Raw genomic sequence first — 15,259 nt, 5'->3', positions numbered from 1 at the left:
AAATAACACAATTAATTAAAAACAGGCAAAAAAATAGGGTTGTGACAAAAATCTGTCACAACCCTTATTACAATAAATAGTGTTCAAAAGTTTGCATCTACGGTAATAAGTTCAACCAAGTCAAAAACATGTGAAGCTGTTTTTTTCTTTGCTGTTCTTATAACTTGATGCAGGGCAGTTTTTTTACACTCTCTTTTATTTATTCAGATAAAACCAAGCTTGGATCAGCATTCAACTGATAGCTGGCAAAATTTCTTTTTTGCATTTCCACATGTGCTGCTGCTCCAATCATTGCAGCATTATCTCCACAAAGTCTCAGAGGCGGAATCACTAATTCTACTTCAGGGAGTTTAGCTGACAGAGCAGCTTGCAATCCTTCACGCAACCCTTGATTGGCCGCTACACCTCCAGCTACAACCAGTTGCTTGACTGGATAATTTTGACAAGCTCGAAGTGTTTTAGTAATCAATACATCAATCACACTTGCTTGAAAGCTAGCTGCTAAATCATTTTTGTCTAGATCTTCTCCACGCTGTTGTGCATTATGCACCAAATTGATAAATGCACTTTTTAATCCACTAAAACTGAAATCATAATTATCTTCATGGATCATCGCTCGTGGAAAATGATAATTATCTTTTCCTTGATGAGCTAGCTGATCGATTTCTTTCCCACTTGGATAAGAAAGACCTAATACTCTTCCAACTTTGTCATAAGCTTCTCCTGCTGCGTCATCTCTTGTCTCCCCAATGATTTCATATGATCCATCTTCTTGCATATAGACTAATTCTGTATGTCCTCCGCTAACAAGAAGTGCCATCAATGGAAACTGGAATGGTTTGACCAGACGTGCGGCATAAATGTGACCTGCCATATGGTTCACAGGAATCAGAGGCAATTGGTGTGCCCAAGCAAAAGCCTTAGCTGCAGAAATACCAATCAACAAAGAGCCGACGAGTCCAGGCCCATAAGTGACAGCGACTGCCGATAAATCTTCTGCCGATACACCAGCTTCTACCAGTGCATCTTCCAAGCATAAGGTTATTTGTTCTACATGATGGCGGCTAGCTACTTCAGGCACCACTCCGCCAAAACGTTTATGACTGTTTATTTGGGAAGCAACGATGTTAGATAAGATCTCTGTTCCATTTCTAACGACCGCTACACTCGTTTCATCACAACTTGATTCAATTGCCAGAATCAATTCTTCATTCATTTCATCGTCTCCGTTTTTAACTTTCTGCTCATAATGATCGCATCTTCTGTCGGATTGCGATAATATGATTTCCGTTTACCTAATATACGGAACTTTTCTGATTCATAAAGTTTTCTTGCTGCTTCATTAGACAGACGTACTTCTAAAAAAACATGCAGCGAATCTTTTATTTGTTCCGCAATCAGCAGATGTAGTAAATGCCGTGCATAGCCTTTTCCTTGTTCTGAAACTGCAACAGCGATATTTGTGATTTCGACTTCATCCATTACTTTCGAATACCCGACAAAACCACAGATTTGGTTATCTTCAACTAAAAGAAGATAATCTGTGTGGGGCTGTTGGATATCTGTCAAAAACTGCATCTTCGTCCAAGGTGAGCCATATGGATAAGCATTTTCGCTAATTGCCCATACGCATTCTGCCAAATATGCTTCATCAAAATCTTTTTTTCTGCAAATCAACTAATCTCACTCATTTTCTAAAATTTTTATCATATCCAACGCATCTTCTTTTGTTTCAGTGTAATATCTTTTTTTGATTGTCGTAGCTTGAAACCCTAATTTCCGATAAAGTCTTTGCGCATCCTGATTACTCATGCGTACTTCCAATGACATCGTCTCACAGCGATTCATTATAGCAAAGTTCTCAATTTCGTCAATAAGCAGCGAACCAATTCGTTTTCGCTGATATGCCGGTCGAACAGCAATATTCGTGATATGGCAATCTAAACCGAACGCTCTTGAGCCGACAAATCCGATCATTCTTCCATTATCAAAGATCCCTAAATATAGATGAGGAAGTGGTGACTTCAATTCTGACATAAAGGCACTTTTGGTCCATGGCAACTCGCCATTATAGACTTCTCGTTCGACATCCAATAGCTCTTTGATATCTTCTATAGTCAATTCTCTTAGTATATAGCGACGATCGATTTGTTCGATTGTTTTTTCTGTATAGATCATTTTATCTTGAAAAAGGCTTCTAGCATATGCTTTAAATTTTTTCAACATAGCTTTCGTCTCCAGGCGTGTGCGTCTCTAACCATTTCTCTTCAGCTTCTACTCGTTTTAAATAACGAGGGAGAAAAGCTTGTTTATCTGCAACTGGTTCATCCAACGCACCTAATTGAGCCACAGTCACACCGCTTGGGATATCCCATGATGGAACTGTATTAATCATCGCATCAGGCAGCATTTCTTTTATTTCATAGATAAATTTATGACAATCACTCCCAACAAAATAAATAGCTTCATTCAGCTCTTGTAGTTGTGCAAACAAATCAGAAGCAGCAATATGTACATCTTCAAGTACAGTTTCTAATCTATTTTCTTTCCAGCGGTATGCCCCAGCATAGACATTTTTTCTTCGAGCATCAAACATGGGCACAATCATTTTATTCACCCCGACACAATTAGCCGCGATGGCTTTCAGGCTAGATACTCCTATTAGATCTTTATCTAGTGTATAAGCAATCGTTTTCGCTGTCGTTACACCTATACGAAGTCCTGTATAAGAACCAGGACCATCAGAAACCGCGATTCGGTCAATGTCTTGGGGACTCATTTGAAGATCTGCAAACAATTGGTCAATGGCAGGCATCAGCGTCACACTGTGGTTGCGTTTGATATTTGTCTGTATTTGCCCAAGAATTTGTTTATCTTCCACCACACCGATCGCCAAAGTTTGATTTGCAGTATCTATTCCTAATGTAATCATATATTTGATCCTTTCTGCTATAACATTCTCGCCTTCCATTGTAGCATACTTTTTTATTCCAATGATGAAAATATCAAAGGCAAAACTAGTACAATGATACATGATTATCTGCTGACCGGCAAATCTAGTTTCTTCCTTACATACACAAAAAAAGTTGCGGTATCACGACACTTTACCACAACTTTTTCTTTTTTTATTTCGTCGACTCTCGAACAATCAACTCTGTTTCAACAATGATTTTTCTTGAAACGGGTGCTTTGGAATTACTTAGTTGAAGGATTGTCTCCACTGCTAGCTCTCCCATCCATTCCGTATAAACTTTCACAGTAGAAAGAGAGGGTGTCACATATTTCGCTACACTGACATCGTTGAAACCCATCACGGAAATATCTTCTGGCACCGCTAAACCTGTTTCTTGAATCGCTTTCAGCGCGCCAATCGCTAATGCATCATTAGCCGCAAAAAGTGCATCAGGAATCTGCTCATGTGTTTTTAAATATTTTTTAACCGCTTGATAGCCTGACTCGACAGAAAAATCTGCTTCGATAATTGAACCTTCGTCGTAGCCTTTTTCTGCTAAAACTTGTTGGAATGCCATGATTCTAGGATCTCTTAGTCGCTGATGGTTTTTCTTTGTATATTCTGTTCCAGCAAGCATCGCGATATGTTGTGCATTCTGGGAAACAAAGTGCTCAATGACTTTTTGAACACTCGACTTAAAATCGACAACTATAGAATCGATTCCTTGAGAAGTGCCATCAGAATCTACCAGAAGCAAGGCTTGTTGGGATTGTTTCAAATCCAACAGCTGAGCTTCATCGAATTTCCCTAATGCGATCGTTCCATCCGCTGGAAGCTCACTAATAGAATCCCACGTTTCTTTCAACAAAGTAACGTTTGCTTCTTCTGCCTTTTTTTCGATTCCTAAACGAATAGACAAATAATAAAGATCTTCAAGTTCTTCTGTATCGTCGTACCATTGGATCAGACGAAGGGTTTGCTTAGCATTTGCTGCATTTTTGCGGTGCTTCGTATAATTCAAGCGTTCCGCTGCTTCAAAAATTTTTTGCTTTGTGGCTAAGCCGACGGAAAGTTCAGGATCGTAGTTGAGCACTCTTGAAACAGTAGCAGGAGAAACTCCTGCCAACTGAGCAATGTCTTTAATTGTTGCCATTTGTCTCTCCTCCTTTTTTTCCGTTTATAAAATCGCAGTAAACCGCTCAAACGCTGCTTGTCCTTTTTCATCTCGCTTGAACACCCCAGCATCTTCCAAGACACGAGCAAAAACCTGACCTACAGCTTTTTGTACAACATCAGTGACCGCATCTTTCGTCAAATCAGGATGCTCTTTTTTCAACTGTTCAGCCCATGGACGATGATATTCAGCCATCTGGTTTTCTTCTCCCAATAAGAACCGCTCTACTTCTGCTAGTTCCGGTTTCAAACGAGGTGGTAAAACAGCAAGCCCCATTACTTCGATCAATCCAATGTTCTCTTTCTTGATATGTTGGACATCTTTATGCGGATGAAAAATACCATCAGGATGCTCATCTGAAACATTATTGTCTCGAAGGACAAGGTCCAGCTCAAAATAATTGTCCCTTCTTCGTGCAATTGGCGTAATCGTGTGGTGTGGTGTACCATCTGCTGAAAAAGCCCGGATTTCTACAGTTTCATCCGAATATTCTTTCCACTTTTCCAACACTGAATTAGCTGCTTCAATCAGCAACTCTTTATCTGTTGATTGCAAACGGATCACAGACATCGGCCATTTCACAACTCCTGCGATGACTTGCGGATAATCTGCTAATTTGATGAGTTTTTCTATTGGTGCTTTTGCCATAGGAAATTCATGACGTCCTGCCTGATAATGATCATGAGAAAGAATCGATCCTCCAACAATCGGCAAGTCAGCATTTGAACCAACAAAGTAATGAGGCAAGACTTCAGTAATCCGAAGCAGTCTAACAAATGTTTCCTTTGAAATTTTCATTGGACGGTGCTGCTCTGATAAAATGATCGAATGCTCATTGTAATAAGCATAAGGAGAATATTGGAATCCCCAGCTTTCACCATCTAGATTCATTCGAATGATTCGATGATTGGTACGGGCTGGATAATTCAAGCGTCCTCTATATCCTTCATTTTCCATGCACAGCATACATGTAGGATAATCTACTTTGGCTGCCTCACGTTCTGCCGCAATTTGTTTTGGATCTTTTTCTGGTTTAGATAAATTGATCGTGATTTCCAATTCACCATATGCTGACTCTGCTGGAAATTTGATATTTTTAGCGATAGCTCTTGTTTTGATGTAATCATTTTTCTTACTTAAATCAAAGAAATAATCAGTTGCTTCCTCTGGGCTTTTTGAATAATGCTGCGCAAAGAATGCATTGACAACGGAAGGCGGCGGTGTAAGAAAATCCATCAATTGTGCTTCAAAAATCTCTTGTTCTGCTGGTAATTCTGAAAGCACACCATTTTCTCTTGCCTTAGCGACAAACTGATCCAATAAGTCTACTGATTCTTCCTTAACTGGTCTTACTTCGACGCTTTCTAGAGCGTCTTCTCCTATCATCCCTAAAAGACGATTCTGTAAATATAAGCGGTCCATTTCCATCCATCCGCCAGCTTCGATCGCAAGTGTGGCAAAATCACAAATCGTTTGACTGATTGACATATCTCATTCCCCTATTCTTCATAACCATTTGGATGGCTGACATGCCAATCCCAAGCTGTTTTGATAATTGCTTTGATATCTGTGTATTCAGGTTTCCAGCCCAGAATCTCTCTCGCTTTTTCACTTGAAGCGACTAATCGACTAGGATCTCCAGCTCTTCTTGGTGCTATTTCTGCCGGGATTTCTTTCCCTGTCACTTCTCTAGCTGCTTCTAACATTTCCTTGACCGAATACCCTTTGTTACTGCCTAAATTGAAGAAGTTGCTTTCGTTTCCTTCTTTCAAGTATTCCAAAGCTAAAATATGCGCGGCAATCAAGTCTTCTACTTGAACATAATCTCTAATACATGTTCCATCTGGTGTATCGTAATCGTCTCCATAAACAGCCAATGCTTTTCTTTGGCCAAGAGCTACTTGTAAAATGATTGGGACAAGATGCGTTTCTGGTGTATGATCTTCTCCGATAGATGCATCTGCTTTTGCTCCGGCTACATTGAAGTAGCGCAAAGCGACATAGCGCATGCCATACGCTTGATCACACCACTTCATCATTTTTTCCATCATCAATTTGCTTTCACCATACGGGTTTTTAGGATTAGTTGGTGTATTTTCCGTGATTGGAGACTCTTTCGGCTCTCCATAAGTTGCTGCAGTAGAAGAGAATACGATTTTATTCACGTTGAACTCGTGCATGACTTCAAGCAAGATTTGCATACCGTATACATTGTTGTTAAAATACATCAATGGTTTTTCGACAGATTCTCCTACTAAAGAGCTTGCAGCAAAATGGATTACTCCTTCAATCGGTTCCTTTTCAAATACGGAACGTAGAAATTCTTTATCCCGAATATCTCCTTCATAAAAATGAGCATCTGGATGTACTGCTTGTTTGTGACCTGTGAGTAAATTATCTACCACAGCTACTTGATACCCCTTTTGAACTAGCTGGTCTACAGCGTGCGAACCGATATAGCCGGCTCCGCCTAGTACTAAAATTGTCATAAAAAACACTCCTTTGATTAGTGAAATTGTGTTTGTTGATTCTATATAATTAAAAAAGCGAAGTCTACTTTTATGGTGGAAAAGAAGAAAGTAAAATTTCGTAAATTTATCTGGTAAATTTATAATAAAACATTTAGTAAACATTTTCAAGGATTTTTTGCAAAGGTTTACAAACAAACGTAAAACTAGCCTTTTTTTCTCTTTTGTTCCATAATAGATATAACAAATAATAAATGAGGTGGATTCAATGAAAAAATTTGTATCTGGAATATTAGTAGGCAGCTTGGCAACAGCCGCTGCCGTTGCTGGTTTGGTCGCTTCTGTGAAAAAAACAGTGATCGATCCGATTGACGAAAAAGAAGCAATGATCGAAGAAAATCGTAAAAAAGCAATGCGCAAACGCGTTTCTCGTTAATAATTATTTAAAAAATACGCATGAAGACTTGTGAAAGAACAGATAAGTCTTCATGCGTATTTTTATTTGTCAGTCAATATAAGTTGTGCTATTTTATCTGCTTGTCTCAAATTCCATGGATCTGTATAAGGTCTAGCTGCTGCTGCAGTTAACCAATCCACACCTTCAACTGGTATTCCGTAGCAATAAAAGCCAGACTGGATTTTCCCGGAAGCATCAATCACACGATTCGTACCTCGCTCAACATCTATAGCTTCTGAATGATAACTTCCTGTATTATCTGAAAACGAAAAAGGGCGAACAAGTTTATTTTCCTTCAAATTTTTTATGACAGGATTACTTGAACGAGAAAAGCTTGTTTGTGGCAAACGAGCTTCGATCAAATAGCGACTGCTGATTTCTTTATCTTGTAGAGAAATAACATAGTGGTTTTGCTTTTGCTGAATATCAAGTGGCGGTTCGATCAAATGAAAAATACCCGCATCTATCAGTGCTGCTAACTCTTTCGTCCGAATAACTGGCGGTCCAATCGTTAAAAAGCTGTTTAGATGAGTAAACCATCCCCACAGTATTTCTTTGTATTCCTTAGCAGAAAAAACGTGCCATTCAATAGCCTGCCGGATTGGATCACGCCAGTCTTTCAATGCATCAAATGTCGAAGTCAATGCCCCTGTGCAATTGCCTTTTTCCGCTTCTTTTATCTGTCCTTCAATAAATGCTCGGCTAGCTTCTGCAAAGGACTCATCCTGATAGGTAAGAGGAGTTTCTAGATACGACCAAGACCATTTGTATGGAAGTAATGCTGGATACTTTCCAAGACACTCTTCTGAGGAGAGGGAAAGAAAATCATGATCAAAAGTTTTCCTTGAAATCGGCAAGTGATGTTCTTCGATGATTTTCTTGTAATAAAACAACTCAGAGTCTTTTTTCAGATAGTCAAAAAATGTTTCGCCAGTCAAAAGTCCCGATCGATGCCATCGCTCAAGGTTTTCTTTTGTAAGTAGCCGTGGCCATGCCATTGCTCCGCCTTGCTTTTGATTTCTCCCTCGAGGATAGTAAGGCAGACCTCTTCTTGACCCGCTGTATATAATCGGTTCCTTGCCGGATGGATGATAGACCAATTTTCCCTTTTTGTTTTCGAAGCGCCCTCCTCTTGATACCGTAAACAATCCGACATAATCAAAAAAGCTTAAACCAAGCCCTCTTAGAAAGACATTTTCTTTTGGCTGTATCTTTGAAAGATCGACATCTGCAGGATTAGAAGGAAGCTGATACAGTAAATCATTTTTCTTTGCATAGTCTACCCAAGCCCTTTCCTCTTCTGTCTGATCATTTTCCCAATGACCACTCGCTAAAATGAGCTGATCAACAGGATAGCTTTGCTGATCTGTCTGTAATAGGAAACCGTCTTTTTCTTTGCTGACCTTTTTCACTAAAGAATAGACAAGCTGAGTAGAAGCTGGAAATTCTTCTTGCAACTTTGAGAAAAACCAGCGTTGATAAAGTCCGTATAGGCAACGAGTAGATTGCTGATCTTTTTCCAGACGGTTAATTTCTTCTATAAATAGTTGCTTATTTTTGGTTACCGTCTGTTCGATATAATCTGTAGCAGGTCCTTTACTCCATTGAAACAAATTAGGTCCCGGCATTACCGTTCCCCCACTGGACAACGTTTCGTCTGTAAAAAGCGTCACTTGTTGAGAAACAGAGTTCATTAATAATTCTGGTGGCTGATTCAATCGCCAAACTCGACCGCCTGGACCTTCTGGATCAAAAAGAATAAGTTCAAGAGAATATCTGCCCTGATTATTATGGAGAATCCTTTCTGCTACACTTAATCCTCTAGGTCCGGCACCAATGATCCCTATTTTCATTTGTACACCTCCTTTTCGATAAATTCTTTTAACACAACGGCATGGTTCTGGTGCTCGTTTTTTGCACCATAAACAAAAGTAATGACTGGATGTTCTTTCATAAGTTGGGTGAGTTCGGAAACAGCTCGCGTCTTTTCTTCTTCAAAAGACAATTCTTGCTGATATTTCTTTGCAAATGAAGCAAAACGTTCTGGTACATGGTCAAAAGCTTTGCGTGCCTCATTACTAGGCGCAATTTCTTTCAACCATAGATCCAAGTGTGCTTTTTCTTTTGAAAGCCCTCGCGGCCAGAGCCTATCCACGAGTATCCGAAAGCCATCCTCTTCTTCAGCATCAAGGTAAACACGCTTTAATTTAATCATAGTTGTTTCCTTCTTTCTGCCTTTTTTCTTTTATATTTTATATGTAGATAATAGCATAAAATAAAAAATGAACGACACAACTATCCACGCGTCGTTCATTTTTTCTTAGTCAATACCTGATTATTGATCTAGTTTTTCCAAAGCTGTCATAAAAATATATGCTTTATACTTTTTTGCTTTTGATTTTTCCAGACCAGCCGTCATAACCACCCTTAAGCAAATAAATCTCTTTATAACCTGCTTTACGTAATTTATTTGCCGTACGGATACTCAAGCTTTTCTTTTGATCGTAGATATAGACAGGTTGGTCTTTTCGAATCGATCCTAGTGAATCTTTCAAAACAGTGTAAGGGATGTTTCTTGCACCTAAGATATGCCCTGCATCAAACACATCTTTTTCGCGAACATCGATTACTTGTGCTTTTCTCATTCCTTCTCGAAACTCTTCTTCTGTCAAAGTCGTTGCTGAACGCTTGGCCATTACTCGTAGATAGACTTCCCAAAAGATGATTGCAAGCACAATCAATAGCAAAATGATATTAATTACCCATAAAACCATGTAATGCCTCCGTTTTTTTAAGCAAATTTCAAGGCTAATGAGGCAGCGCCAATGACACCAGCTTCATTTCCAAGCTCTGCTAATTTGATTTTTGTTGATTCTCTTACTTGTGGGAAAGTGAATTCTTTAAAATATTTCTCTACACGGCTGCGTAAAAATTCTCCTGCCGCCGATACTCCGCCGCCTAACACAATACTTGACGGATTCAATGTATTCCCCAAGTTGGCGCAAGCTAAACCTAAGTAGAAGCATACGCGATCAACAACCATCAATGCAAACGGATCGTCTTCTTGAGCCATTTCAAAGATATCTTTACTTGTTACTTCTTCACCGTTATCTAACATTGCTTTCAGTTTTGAATCTCCTGCGTATTCTTCTGCCAAGTAACGACCTAGACGTACCACACCAGTAGCACTAGATACTGTTTCTAAACATCCGCGTTTACCGCAAGTACATTCGAACCCTTCAGGATCCACAGTGATATGGCCGATCTCTCCGCCTGCTCCGCTCACGCCATGGATCAAATTCCCGCCAGCAACGATACCACCGCCAACACCTGTTCCTAGAGTAACGAATACAACGTCTGGATCGTTTTCTCCAGCACCTTTCCATCGTTCACCTAAAGCAGCCACATTCGCATCATTATCGATAGCGAATTTGATTCCTGTCCCTGCTTCAATCAGTTTTTTCACAAATTGTACTTCTGTCCAGTTCAAGTTATATGCACCAATAACTGTTCCAGCGTCACTGTCCACGCTTCCTGGAGTACCCATACCGATTCCAATAAAGTCTTCGGCTTTCATATTATATAAATTCAATCGATGGTTGATTGATTCGATGATTTCAGGAACGATATGTTTGCCATCATCCAAAATATTGGTATCGATGCTCCATTTTTGTTGAATCTCTCCTTCTGGTGTTAAAATTGCAAATTTTGCTGTTGTTCCACCTAAATCAATCCCAATAATTTTCTTGTCCATTACAAATTTCCTTTCTTTCGGCTTTCTTCAATTCGGTGCTCTCTTTTTAATATGCGCCACGCTGTCATGTATGTATCATGATCGATCAAACGGCTATCATACAGATTCCGCAATTCAATAGTCATCAATTCAATATCATAGATGCGTGCACCCACATAGATAAAGATGCCAAATTTTTTGAACAGCTGCTGTACATCATATAAGCTCTCCATCTTTAAGCACTTCCTTCATATTATACAAGTAAACCATATTTTTTTAAACCCAGTAAAATACATATTACAAAAAGAAATACAAAAACTAGTGTAGAAAGAATCTTCTGGTGTATCGAATAGCTTGTCTGCTGTTTCGGTAGCCCTAAAATATTTCCTAATACTAAACCGCCCACCAGTCCGCCGACATGTCCCCAAACATCTACAGAGGTGTCAAGAAGACCAAAAACAAATGTCATCGCAATAAATAAAAGAAAATGTCTGACTAGTTGTTGGATCGCCGTATTATATTTAAAATGAAATCCTAAAATAAACAACGCACCAAACAACCCGAATATCGAGGTGCTTGCACCACCAGACAAAACATTCGCTTCGTTGAAAGCAAAACTTGCTGTATTTCCCATTATCCCACTGAACATATAGATCAGGAAAAACCGCCAGTGACCGTATATTGCCTCGATTTGTTGCCCCATAAAATACAATATCAGTGAGTTCATGACGAAATGCATCACTCCAAAATGGATGAAGATTGGTGTCACTAAGCGCCACCATTCATTGAAGTGAACAAGATAAGGACCATACATTCCAGTATAATAAGGAATTTCAAGACGCGGAAACAACTCCATTATAATGAAGACTATTGTCTGTATCCCCAAAAAAACATAGGTCCATAACGGTCGCCTCAACCATGCACGCATTTTTATTTGCTGTTGATAATTCATGAAAACCTCCTATTTCATTTTAGTCAATAAATAATTGTTGGATCTTCTGATCAAAACTCTCCGGTTGCCATTGTTCATTCAATTGTTCTCGAAAAACGAGGCTGCATGTTTTTCGATGGAAATTTTTTAAATACCGGTCGTAATAACCACCGCCAAAACCAATACGATAACCGGCTCTATTGTAGATAATCCCTGGTACAATGAGGAGGTCGATCATTTCCGGCAAATAAAGCTTCTCTGATTGTGGCTCAAGAACGCCAAAACTCGAACGTTCAAAAATGGTGTGTTCATCCATTTCATAAAACGCCATCTGTCGTTTTGGTAAAGTTTTAGGAACAACTATTTTCTTTTGTTCTTTTTTCGCCCGTTGGATAATCGGCTGTGTATCCAGCTCAATTTCATTTGACAAAGTCGTCCCTATCACTTGTGCCGACTTCCAGTACTCGCTTGCGAATAGCTGTTCATAGATTCGCTGTTCTTTGCCCTTTTTCTTGCCGCTTTTGGCCAGATTTTTCAGCTTTTCAATTCCTTGCCGGCGTAATTTTTCTTTCATTTGCTCCAAAAAATCACCTTTCCTTCTCTCATAAAATGGTATAGGAAAAAAAGAAAAATAGCAATCGAACTTTCAAATAAATGTATAAATAAAAGAAAAAGAAGACCTAACAATGATTGGCCTTCTTGCCTTTTAATGAACTTCAACTGCTCAGCACGTGTTTTTGTCTGATAAACAATACATACAGAAAATATGGCGCACCAAAAAAGGCGATCAAAATCCCTGTCGGTATTTCCCCACTTGGTAGAATCACTCGTGCAACAATATCTGCGCTAAGTACAAAAACGGAACCGAACAAACTGCTCAAAATAAAGGTCCAATGATTTTCTTTACGTACGACTAGCTTCGCAGCATGAGGAGCCAGTAGTCCTACAAAGGATAAACTCCCTGTCACCGCTACGCTACCGCTTGCTAAAGCAACAGCTAACAACAAAAGGATTTTTTGACTTTTATTCACATTTAGCCCTAATCCTTGCGCGCGTTCTTGGCCAAATGATAGCAAGCCAATCCGTTGCGCATAAAATCCTCCTAGCGGAATCAAGATAATCGCCCATGGAAGAAGCGCCCAAACATAGGACCAGCTCGCACCCCAAATCGATCCCGCCAACCATGCATTGACAAATCCATAATTTTCCTTTGACAATTGGATGGTGCACAACAACGTTAATGCAGAAAGACCAGCATTAACGGCAATACCAGACAATAAGATACGATTCATCCCTAAAAATCCATTTCGATCATAGGCCGCAAGATACACACAGCAAGCAGCGAGAATACCACCTATAAAGGCTACAACTAGCAACAGAAACGGCAGAGAATATTGTGAAAAGAAACCTAAATAAAGCATCACTAGAAATCCAGCTCCCGCATTAATCCCCAATATGCTAGAATCTGCCAATTCATTTCTCGTCACTCCTTGCAAGATATAGCCAGAAACGCCAAGACAAGCTCCTGCTAATAAACTGATCAGTAATCGGGGAACTCGAAACTCTCCAACAATCAGCGCCAAAGAAGAGGAGCCTTTCCCTATGAACGTGTCAAAAAGCTGATCAAGATAAATAAAAGGCGTGCCAATCATCAAACTACCTACAGACAAGACGATAAGTAGAAAAAGCAAGAAATACAACGTCCAATATATTCTTTTCACCGTCGTTCCCTCCTTACTTGTATCAGTAAAAACGGAACGCCAATCAATGCAATGACTAATCCAAAAGGTGTTTCAAAAGGTGGATTGATCATCCTTGCTACAAGATCCGCCAACATGACCAGTCCGCCTCCAACTAAAAAAGAGACAGGTAGGACATAACGATAGTCTGTCCCAACCATTCCGCGAACAATCGGCGGAACCAACAGCCCAATAAATGAAACAGGTCCGACTAACGAAACGGCAATGGCTGCTAACACTGCAACTAGACAGAAAACAATCAACCGTGTTCGTTTAGGACGACCTCCAAGAGCTAATGCATGAGTTTCACTCAAACTAATCAAGGATATCGCTTTTCCTAATGAAAAAGAAACCAAGACAGCAAGCACATATACAGGGAACAACACTGTTAACTGTTTCCATGTGATATTGGCAGCTCCACCTACAAACCAAAAGGCAAGATCCTGCTGTAGATTAAAAAATTGGGTAAGTGCTTGACTGATTGCAGTAAAAAAAGAACTAATAGCTACGCCAGCTAAAATCAGCTGTAAAGGATTCATGCCCATTTTCGAAAACTGCAAAAAGCCAAATACGAGCAAAGTCACAGCAAAAGAACCTGCCAATGACACCAGAAACACAGAAAACCCAGAAGCTTTGGGCCAAAAAGCAAAACTAAGAGCCATTGCCAACGAAGCACCAGCGTTGATTCCTAGTAAACCTGAATCTGCTAACGGATTTCTTGTCACACCTTGCATCAATGCACCGCTCAATGCAAAACAACTCCCTACGAGAAATGCCCCTGCGACCCGAGGCAAGCGAATGTTTCTTATGATTTGATGACTTTGTTTTGATCCATCAAAATCAACCAAAGCCTGCCAAAAGGCTGTTTTTCCCACACTCGCTGCGCCATTTGAAAGAGCAATAAAAAAAATGATCAAAAGAACAAAACAGATCAAAAGCAAGAGTTTGTTTTTTTTCCTAGCCTTCATAATTGATCCTCCTGCTCTTTTGGCAACAGATCATACGTCAGAAAAACTGGTTTATTCGTTTTTGGTAGTGTGACAATCGTTGCATCAATCTCAAATATTTTTTTCATACACTCTTTTGTGATCACTTCTTCAGGTGTACCTTCCGTAATCAATTCACCGTCTTTCATGCCTAGTAAATAATCAGAAAAACGTGAAGCAAGATTAATATCATGGATCGACATCAAGATCGTTGTTTGTTTTATTTGATTGATTTGAGACAATAACTGTAGGATCTCTAATTGGTGTGACGGATCTAAAAACGTCGTCGGCTCGTCCAAGATCAAGATATCTGTTTCCTGAGCAAGTGCCATAGCGATCCAGACACGCTGGGTTTGTCCACCAGACAACGTTGCGATATCTCGAGTGCGATATCCAGACAAACCTGTTGCATCCAAAGCCCACTCGATTGCTTCATGATCTTGTGCATCCATACCACTAAACAGTTTTTGATAGGGATATCGTCCGTAAGATACTACTTCTTCTACTGTCATACCTATAGGATGTTCACTAGTTTGTGCTAATAAAGCAATTTTTTTTGCAAGTTCTTTTGAACTGTATGTAGATATATCAGAGTCATTGACAATGATCTTTCCTGATTTCACAGGTAGTATACGGGTAAAGCTTTTCAATAAAGTAGATTTTCCACTTCCGTTTGGCCCGATCAAGCTCGTGATTTTCCCTTCAGGAATCGTAACAGACATGTTTTCAATAATTTTTTTATTTTCGTAGCCGGCTGCAATATCAGCTGCCCTTAGTCTCGTCATTTCACCCACCCTTTCGCTGAAAATCATTCTCAA

18 protein-coding genes are annotated in these 15,259 nt (G+C 39.6%); 1 reads left to right on the top strand and 17 read right to left on the bottom strand.

Translation table 11 applies throughout. The features are described from left to right. Window positions 1-199: 199 nt before the first annotated feature. The 7 genes from tsaD to galE form a co-directional block, all read right to left on the bottom strand. Window positions 200-1,216, bottom strand: a complete 1,017-nt coding sequence (tsaD, locus tag AB3I27_RS00310) for a tRNA (adenosine(37)-N6)-threonylcarbamoyltransferase complex transferase subunit TsaD (RefSeq protein ID WP_002308884.1) — start codon at window positions 1,214-1,216, stop codon at window positions 200-202. Continuing rightward, complete coding sequence (gene rimI, locus AB3I27_RS00305) at window positions 1,213-1,677, bottom strand: ribosomal protein S18-alanine N-acetyltransferase (protein WP_002308883.1); 465 nt, start codon at window positions 1,675-1,677, stop codon at window positions 1,213-1,215. The genes tsaD and rimI (AB3I27_RS00305) overlap by 4 nt, the downstream gene beginning before the upstream one ends. 6 nt (window positions 1,678-1,683) lie before the next feature. Continuing rightward, window positions 1,684-2,226: a ribosomal protein S18-alanine N-acetyltransferase gene (gene rimI / locus AB3I27_RS00300; RefSeq protein WP_002334782.1), complete on the bottom strand. Its 543-nt coding sequence runs from the start codon at window positions 2,224-2,226 to the stop codon at window positions 1,684-1,686. Continuing rightward, window positions 2,210-2,932, bottom strand: a complete 723-nt coding sequence (gene tsaB / locus AB3I27_RS00295) for a tRNA (adenosine(37)-N6)-threonylcarbamoyltransferase complex dimerization subunit type 1 TsaB (protein ID WP_368022877.1) — start codon at window positions 2,930-2,932, stop codon at window positions 2,210-2,212. The genes rimI (AB3I27_RS00300) and tsaB overlap by 17 nt, the downstream gene beginning before the upstream one ends. Window positions 2,933-3,125: 193 nt before the next feature. Beyond that, window positions 3,126-4,106: a LacI family DNA-binding transcriptional regulator gene (locus tag AB3I27_RS00290; protein WP_368022876.1), complete on the bottom strand. Its 981-nt coding sequence runs from the start codon at window positions 4,104-4,106 to the stop codon at window positions 3,126-3,128. Window positions 4,107-4,130: 24 nt separating this feature from the next. After that, window positions 4,131-5,615: a UDP-glucose--hexose-1-phosphate uridylyltransferase gene (gene galT, locus AB3I27_RS00285; RefSeq protein WP_002308879.1), complete on the bottom strand. Its 1,485-nt coding sequence runs from the start codon at window positions 5,613-5,615 to the stop codon at window positions 4,131-4,133. Window positions 5,616-5,626: 11 nt separating this feature from the next. Beyond that, on the bottom strand, window positions 5,627-6,616 hold the full coding sequence (galE, locus tag AB3I27_RS00280; RefSeq protein ID WP_002308878.1) for a UDP-glucose 4-epimerase GalE: 990 nt from the start codon (window positions 6,614-6,616) through the stop codon (window positions 5,627-5,629). 247 nt (window positions 6,617-6,863) lie between these two features. On the opposite strand from galE, the gene AB3I27_RS00275 reads away from it, so the two are divergent. Next, entirely contained in the window at window positions 6,864-7,031 is a 168-nt protein-coding gene (locus tag AB3I27_RS00275; protein WP_002288457.1) for a DUF3042 family protein, read from the top strand. Window positions 7,032-7,093: 62 nt separating this feature from the next. Here AB3I27_RS00275 and AB3I27_RS00270 read toward each other — a convergent pair whose 3' ends face one another. The 10 genes from AB3I27_RS00270 to AB3I27_RS00225 form a co-directional block, all read right to left on the bottom strand. After that, window positions 7,094-8,905, bottom strand: a complete 1,812-nt coding sequence (locus tag AB3I27_RS00270) for an FAD/NAD(P)-binding domain-containing protein (RefSeq protein WP_002344360.1) — start codon at window positions 8,903-8,905, stop codon at window positions 7,094-7,096. Next, on the bottom strand, window positions 8,902-9,267 hold the full coding sequence (locus AB3I27_RS00265) for a DUF488 domain-containing protein (RefSeq protein ID WP_002308873.1): 366 nt from the start codon (window positions 9,265-9,267) through the stop codon (window positions 8,902-8,904). The genes AB3I27_RS00270 and AB3I27_RS00265 overlap by 4 nt, the downstream gene beginning before the upstream one ends. A gap of 163 nt (window positions 9,268-9,430) precedes the next feature. Continuing rightward, window positions 9,431-9,826 carry a rhodanese-like domain-containing protein gene (locus AB3I27_RS00260; protein WP_002308872.1) on the bottom strand — a complete coding sequence of 132 codons (396 nt, stop codon included), beginning with the start codon at window positions 9,824-9,826 and terminating at the stop codon, window positions 9,431-9,433. A gap of 17 nt (window positions 9,827-9,843) precedes the next feature. Continuing rightward, entirely contained in the window at window positions 9,844-10,806 is a 963-nt protein-coding gene (locus AB3I27_RS00255; protein ID WP_002308870.1) for an ROK family glucokinase, read from the bottom strand. Continuing rightward, window positions 10,806-11,018: a YqgQ family protein gene (locus AB3I27_RS00250; protein WP_002293902.1), complete on the bottom strand. Its 213-nt coding sequence runs from the start codon at window positions 11,016-11,018 to the stop codon at window positions 10,806-10,808. The genes AB3I27_RS00255 and AB3I27_RS00250 overlap by 1 nt, the downstream gene beginning before the upstream one ends. 20 nt (window positions 11,019-11,038) lie before the next feature. Continuing rightward, entirely contained in the window at window positions 11,039-11,737 is a 699-nt protein-coding gene (locus AB3I27_RS00245; protein ID WP_002308868.1) for a rhomboid family intramembrane serine protease, read from the bottom strand. Between the two features lie 19 nt (window positions 11,738-11,756). Beyond that, complete coding sequence (locus AB3I27_RS00240) at window positions 11,757-12,299, bottom strand: 5-formyltetrahydrofolate cyclo-ligase (RefSeq protein ID WP_002313635.1); 543 nt, start codon at window positions 12,297-12,299, stop codon at window positions 11,757-11,759. 133 nt (window positions 12,300-12,432) lie between these two features. Beyond that, a complete protein-coding gene (locus tag AB3I27_RS00235; RefSeq protein WP_002308864.1) occupies window positions 12,433-13,437 on the bottom strand; it encodes an iron ABC transporter permease in 1,005 nt (334 codons plus the stop codon). Beyond that, on the bottom strand, window positions 13,434-14,423 hold the full coding sequence (locus AB3I27_RS00230) for an iron ABC transporter permease (protein ID WP_002313633.1): 990 nt from the start codon (window positions 14,421-14,423) through the stop codon (window positions 13,434-13,436). Before AB3I27_RS00230 ends, AB3I27_RS00235 begins: the two co-directional genes overlap by 4 nt. Continuing rightward, the gene (locus tag AB3I27_RS00225; RefSeq protein ID WP_002308861.1) at window positions 14,420-15,226 is read right to left on the bottom strand and encodes an ABC transporter ATP-binding protein; all 807 of its coding nucleotides are present in this window, start codon (window positions 15,224-15,226) and stop codon (window positions 14,420-14,422) included. Before AB3I27_RS00225 ends, AB3I27_RS00230 begins: the two co-directional genes overlap by 4 nt. Window positions 15,227-15,259: the final 33 nt, after the last annotated feature.

This window comes from Enterococcus sp. C46 (assembly GCF_040887565.1).
Classification (GTDB): Bacteria; Bacillota; Bacilli; order Lactobacillales; family Enterococcaceae; genus Enterococcus_B; species Enterococcus_B lactis.
This window is presented reverse-complemented; position numbering and strand designations above follow the sequence as displayed.

Excerpts from the sequence above, each read along its gene's own strand:
- AB3I27_RS00250 (WP_002293902.1), bottom strand. The coding sequence starts at position 11,018 with ATGGAGAGCTTATATGATGTACAGCAGCTGTTCAAAAAATTTGGCATC.
- galE (WP_002308878.1), bottom strand. The coding sequence starts at position 6,616 with ATGACAATTTTAGTACTAGGCGGAGCCGGCTATATCGGTTCGCACGCT.
- tsaD (WP_002308884.1), bottom strand. The coding sequence starts at position 1,216 with ATGAATGAAGAATTGATTCTGGCAATTGAATCAAGTTGTGATGAAACG.
- AB3I27_RS00275 (WP_002288457.1), top strand. The coding sequence starts at position 6,864 with ATGAAAAAATTTGTATCTGGAATATTAGTAGGCAGCTTGGCAACAGCC.
- AB3I27_RS00260 (WP_002308872.1), bottom strand. The coding sequence starts at position 9,826 with ATGGTTTTATGGGTAATTAATATCATTTTGCTATTGATTGTGCTTGCA.
- AB3I27_RS00230 (WP_002313633.1), bottom strand. The coding sequence starts at position 14,423 with ATGAAGGCTAGGAAAAAAAACAAACTCTTGCTTTTGATCTGTTTTGTT.
- AB3I27_RS00265 (WP_002308873.1), bottom strand. The coding sequence starts at position 9,267 with ATGATTAAATTAAAGCGTGTTTACCTTGATGCTGAAGAAGAGGATGGC.
- tsaB (WP_368022877.1), bottom strand. The coding sequence starts at position 2,932 with ATGATTACATTAGGAATAGATACTGCAAATCAAACTTTGGCGATCGGT.
- galT (WP_002308879.1), bottom strand. The coding sequence starts at position 5,615 with ATGTCAATCAGTCAAACGATTTGTGATTTTGCCACACTTGCGATCGAA.
- AB3I27_RS00245 (WP_002308868.1), bottom strand. The coding sequence starts at position 11,737 with ATGAATTATCAACAGCAAATAAAAATGCGTGCATGGTTGAGGCGACCG.
- AB3I27_RS00290 (WP_368022876.1), bottom strand. The coding sequence starts at position 4,106 with ATGGCAACAATTAAAGACATTGCTCAGTTGGCAGGAGTTTCTCCTGCT.
- AB3I27_RS00255 (WP_002308870.1), bottom strand. The coding sequence starts at position 10,806 with ATGGACAAGAAAATTATTGGGATTGATTTAGGTGGAACAACAGCAAAA.
- AB3I27_RS00270 (WP_002344360.1), bottom strand. The coding sequence starts at position 8,905 with ATGAAAATAGGGATCATTGGTGCCGGACCTAGAGGATTAAGTGTAGCA.
- AB3I27_RS00225 (WP_002308861.1), bottom strand. The coding sequence starts at position 15,226 with ATGACGAGACTAAGGGCAGCTGATATTGCAGCCGGCTACGAAAATAAA.
- rimI (WP_002334782.1), bottom strand. The coding sequence starts at position 2,226 with ATGTTGAAAAAATTTAAAGCATATGCTAGAAGCCTTTTTCAAGATAAA.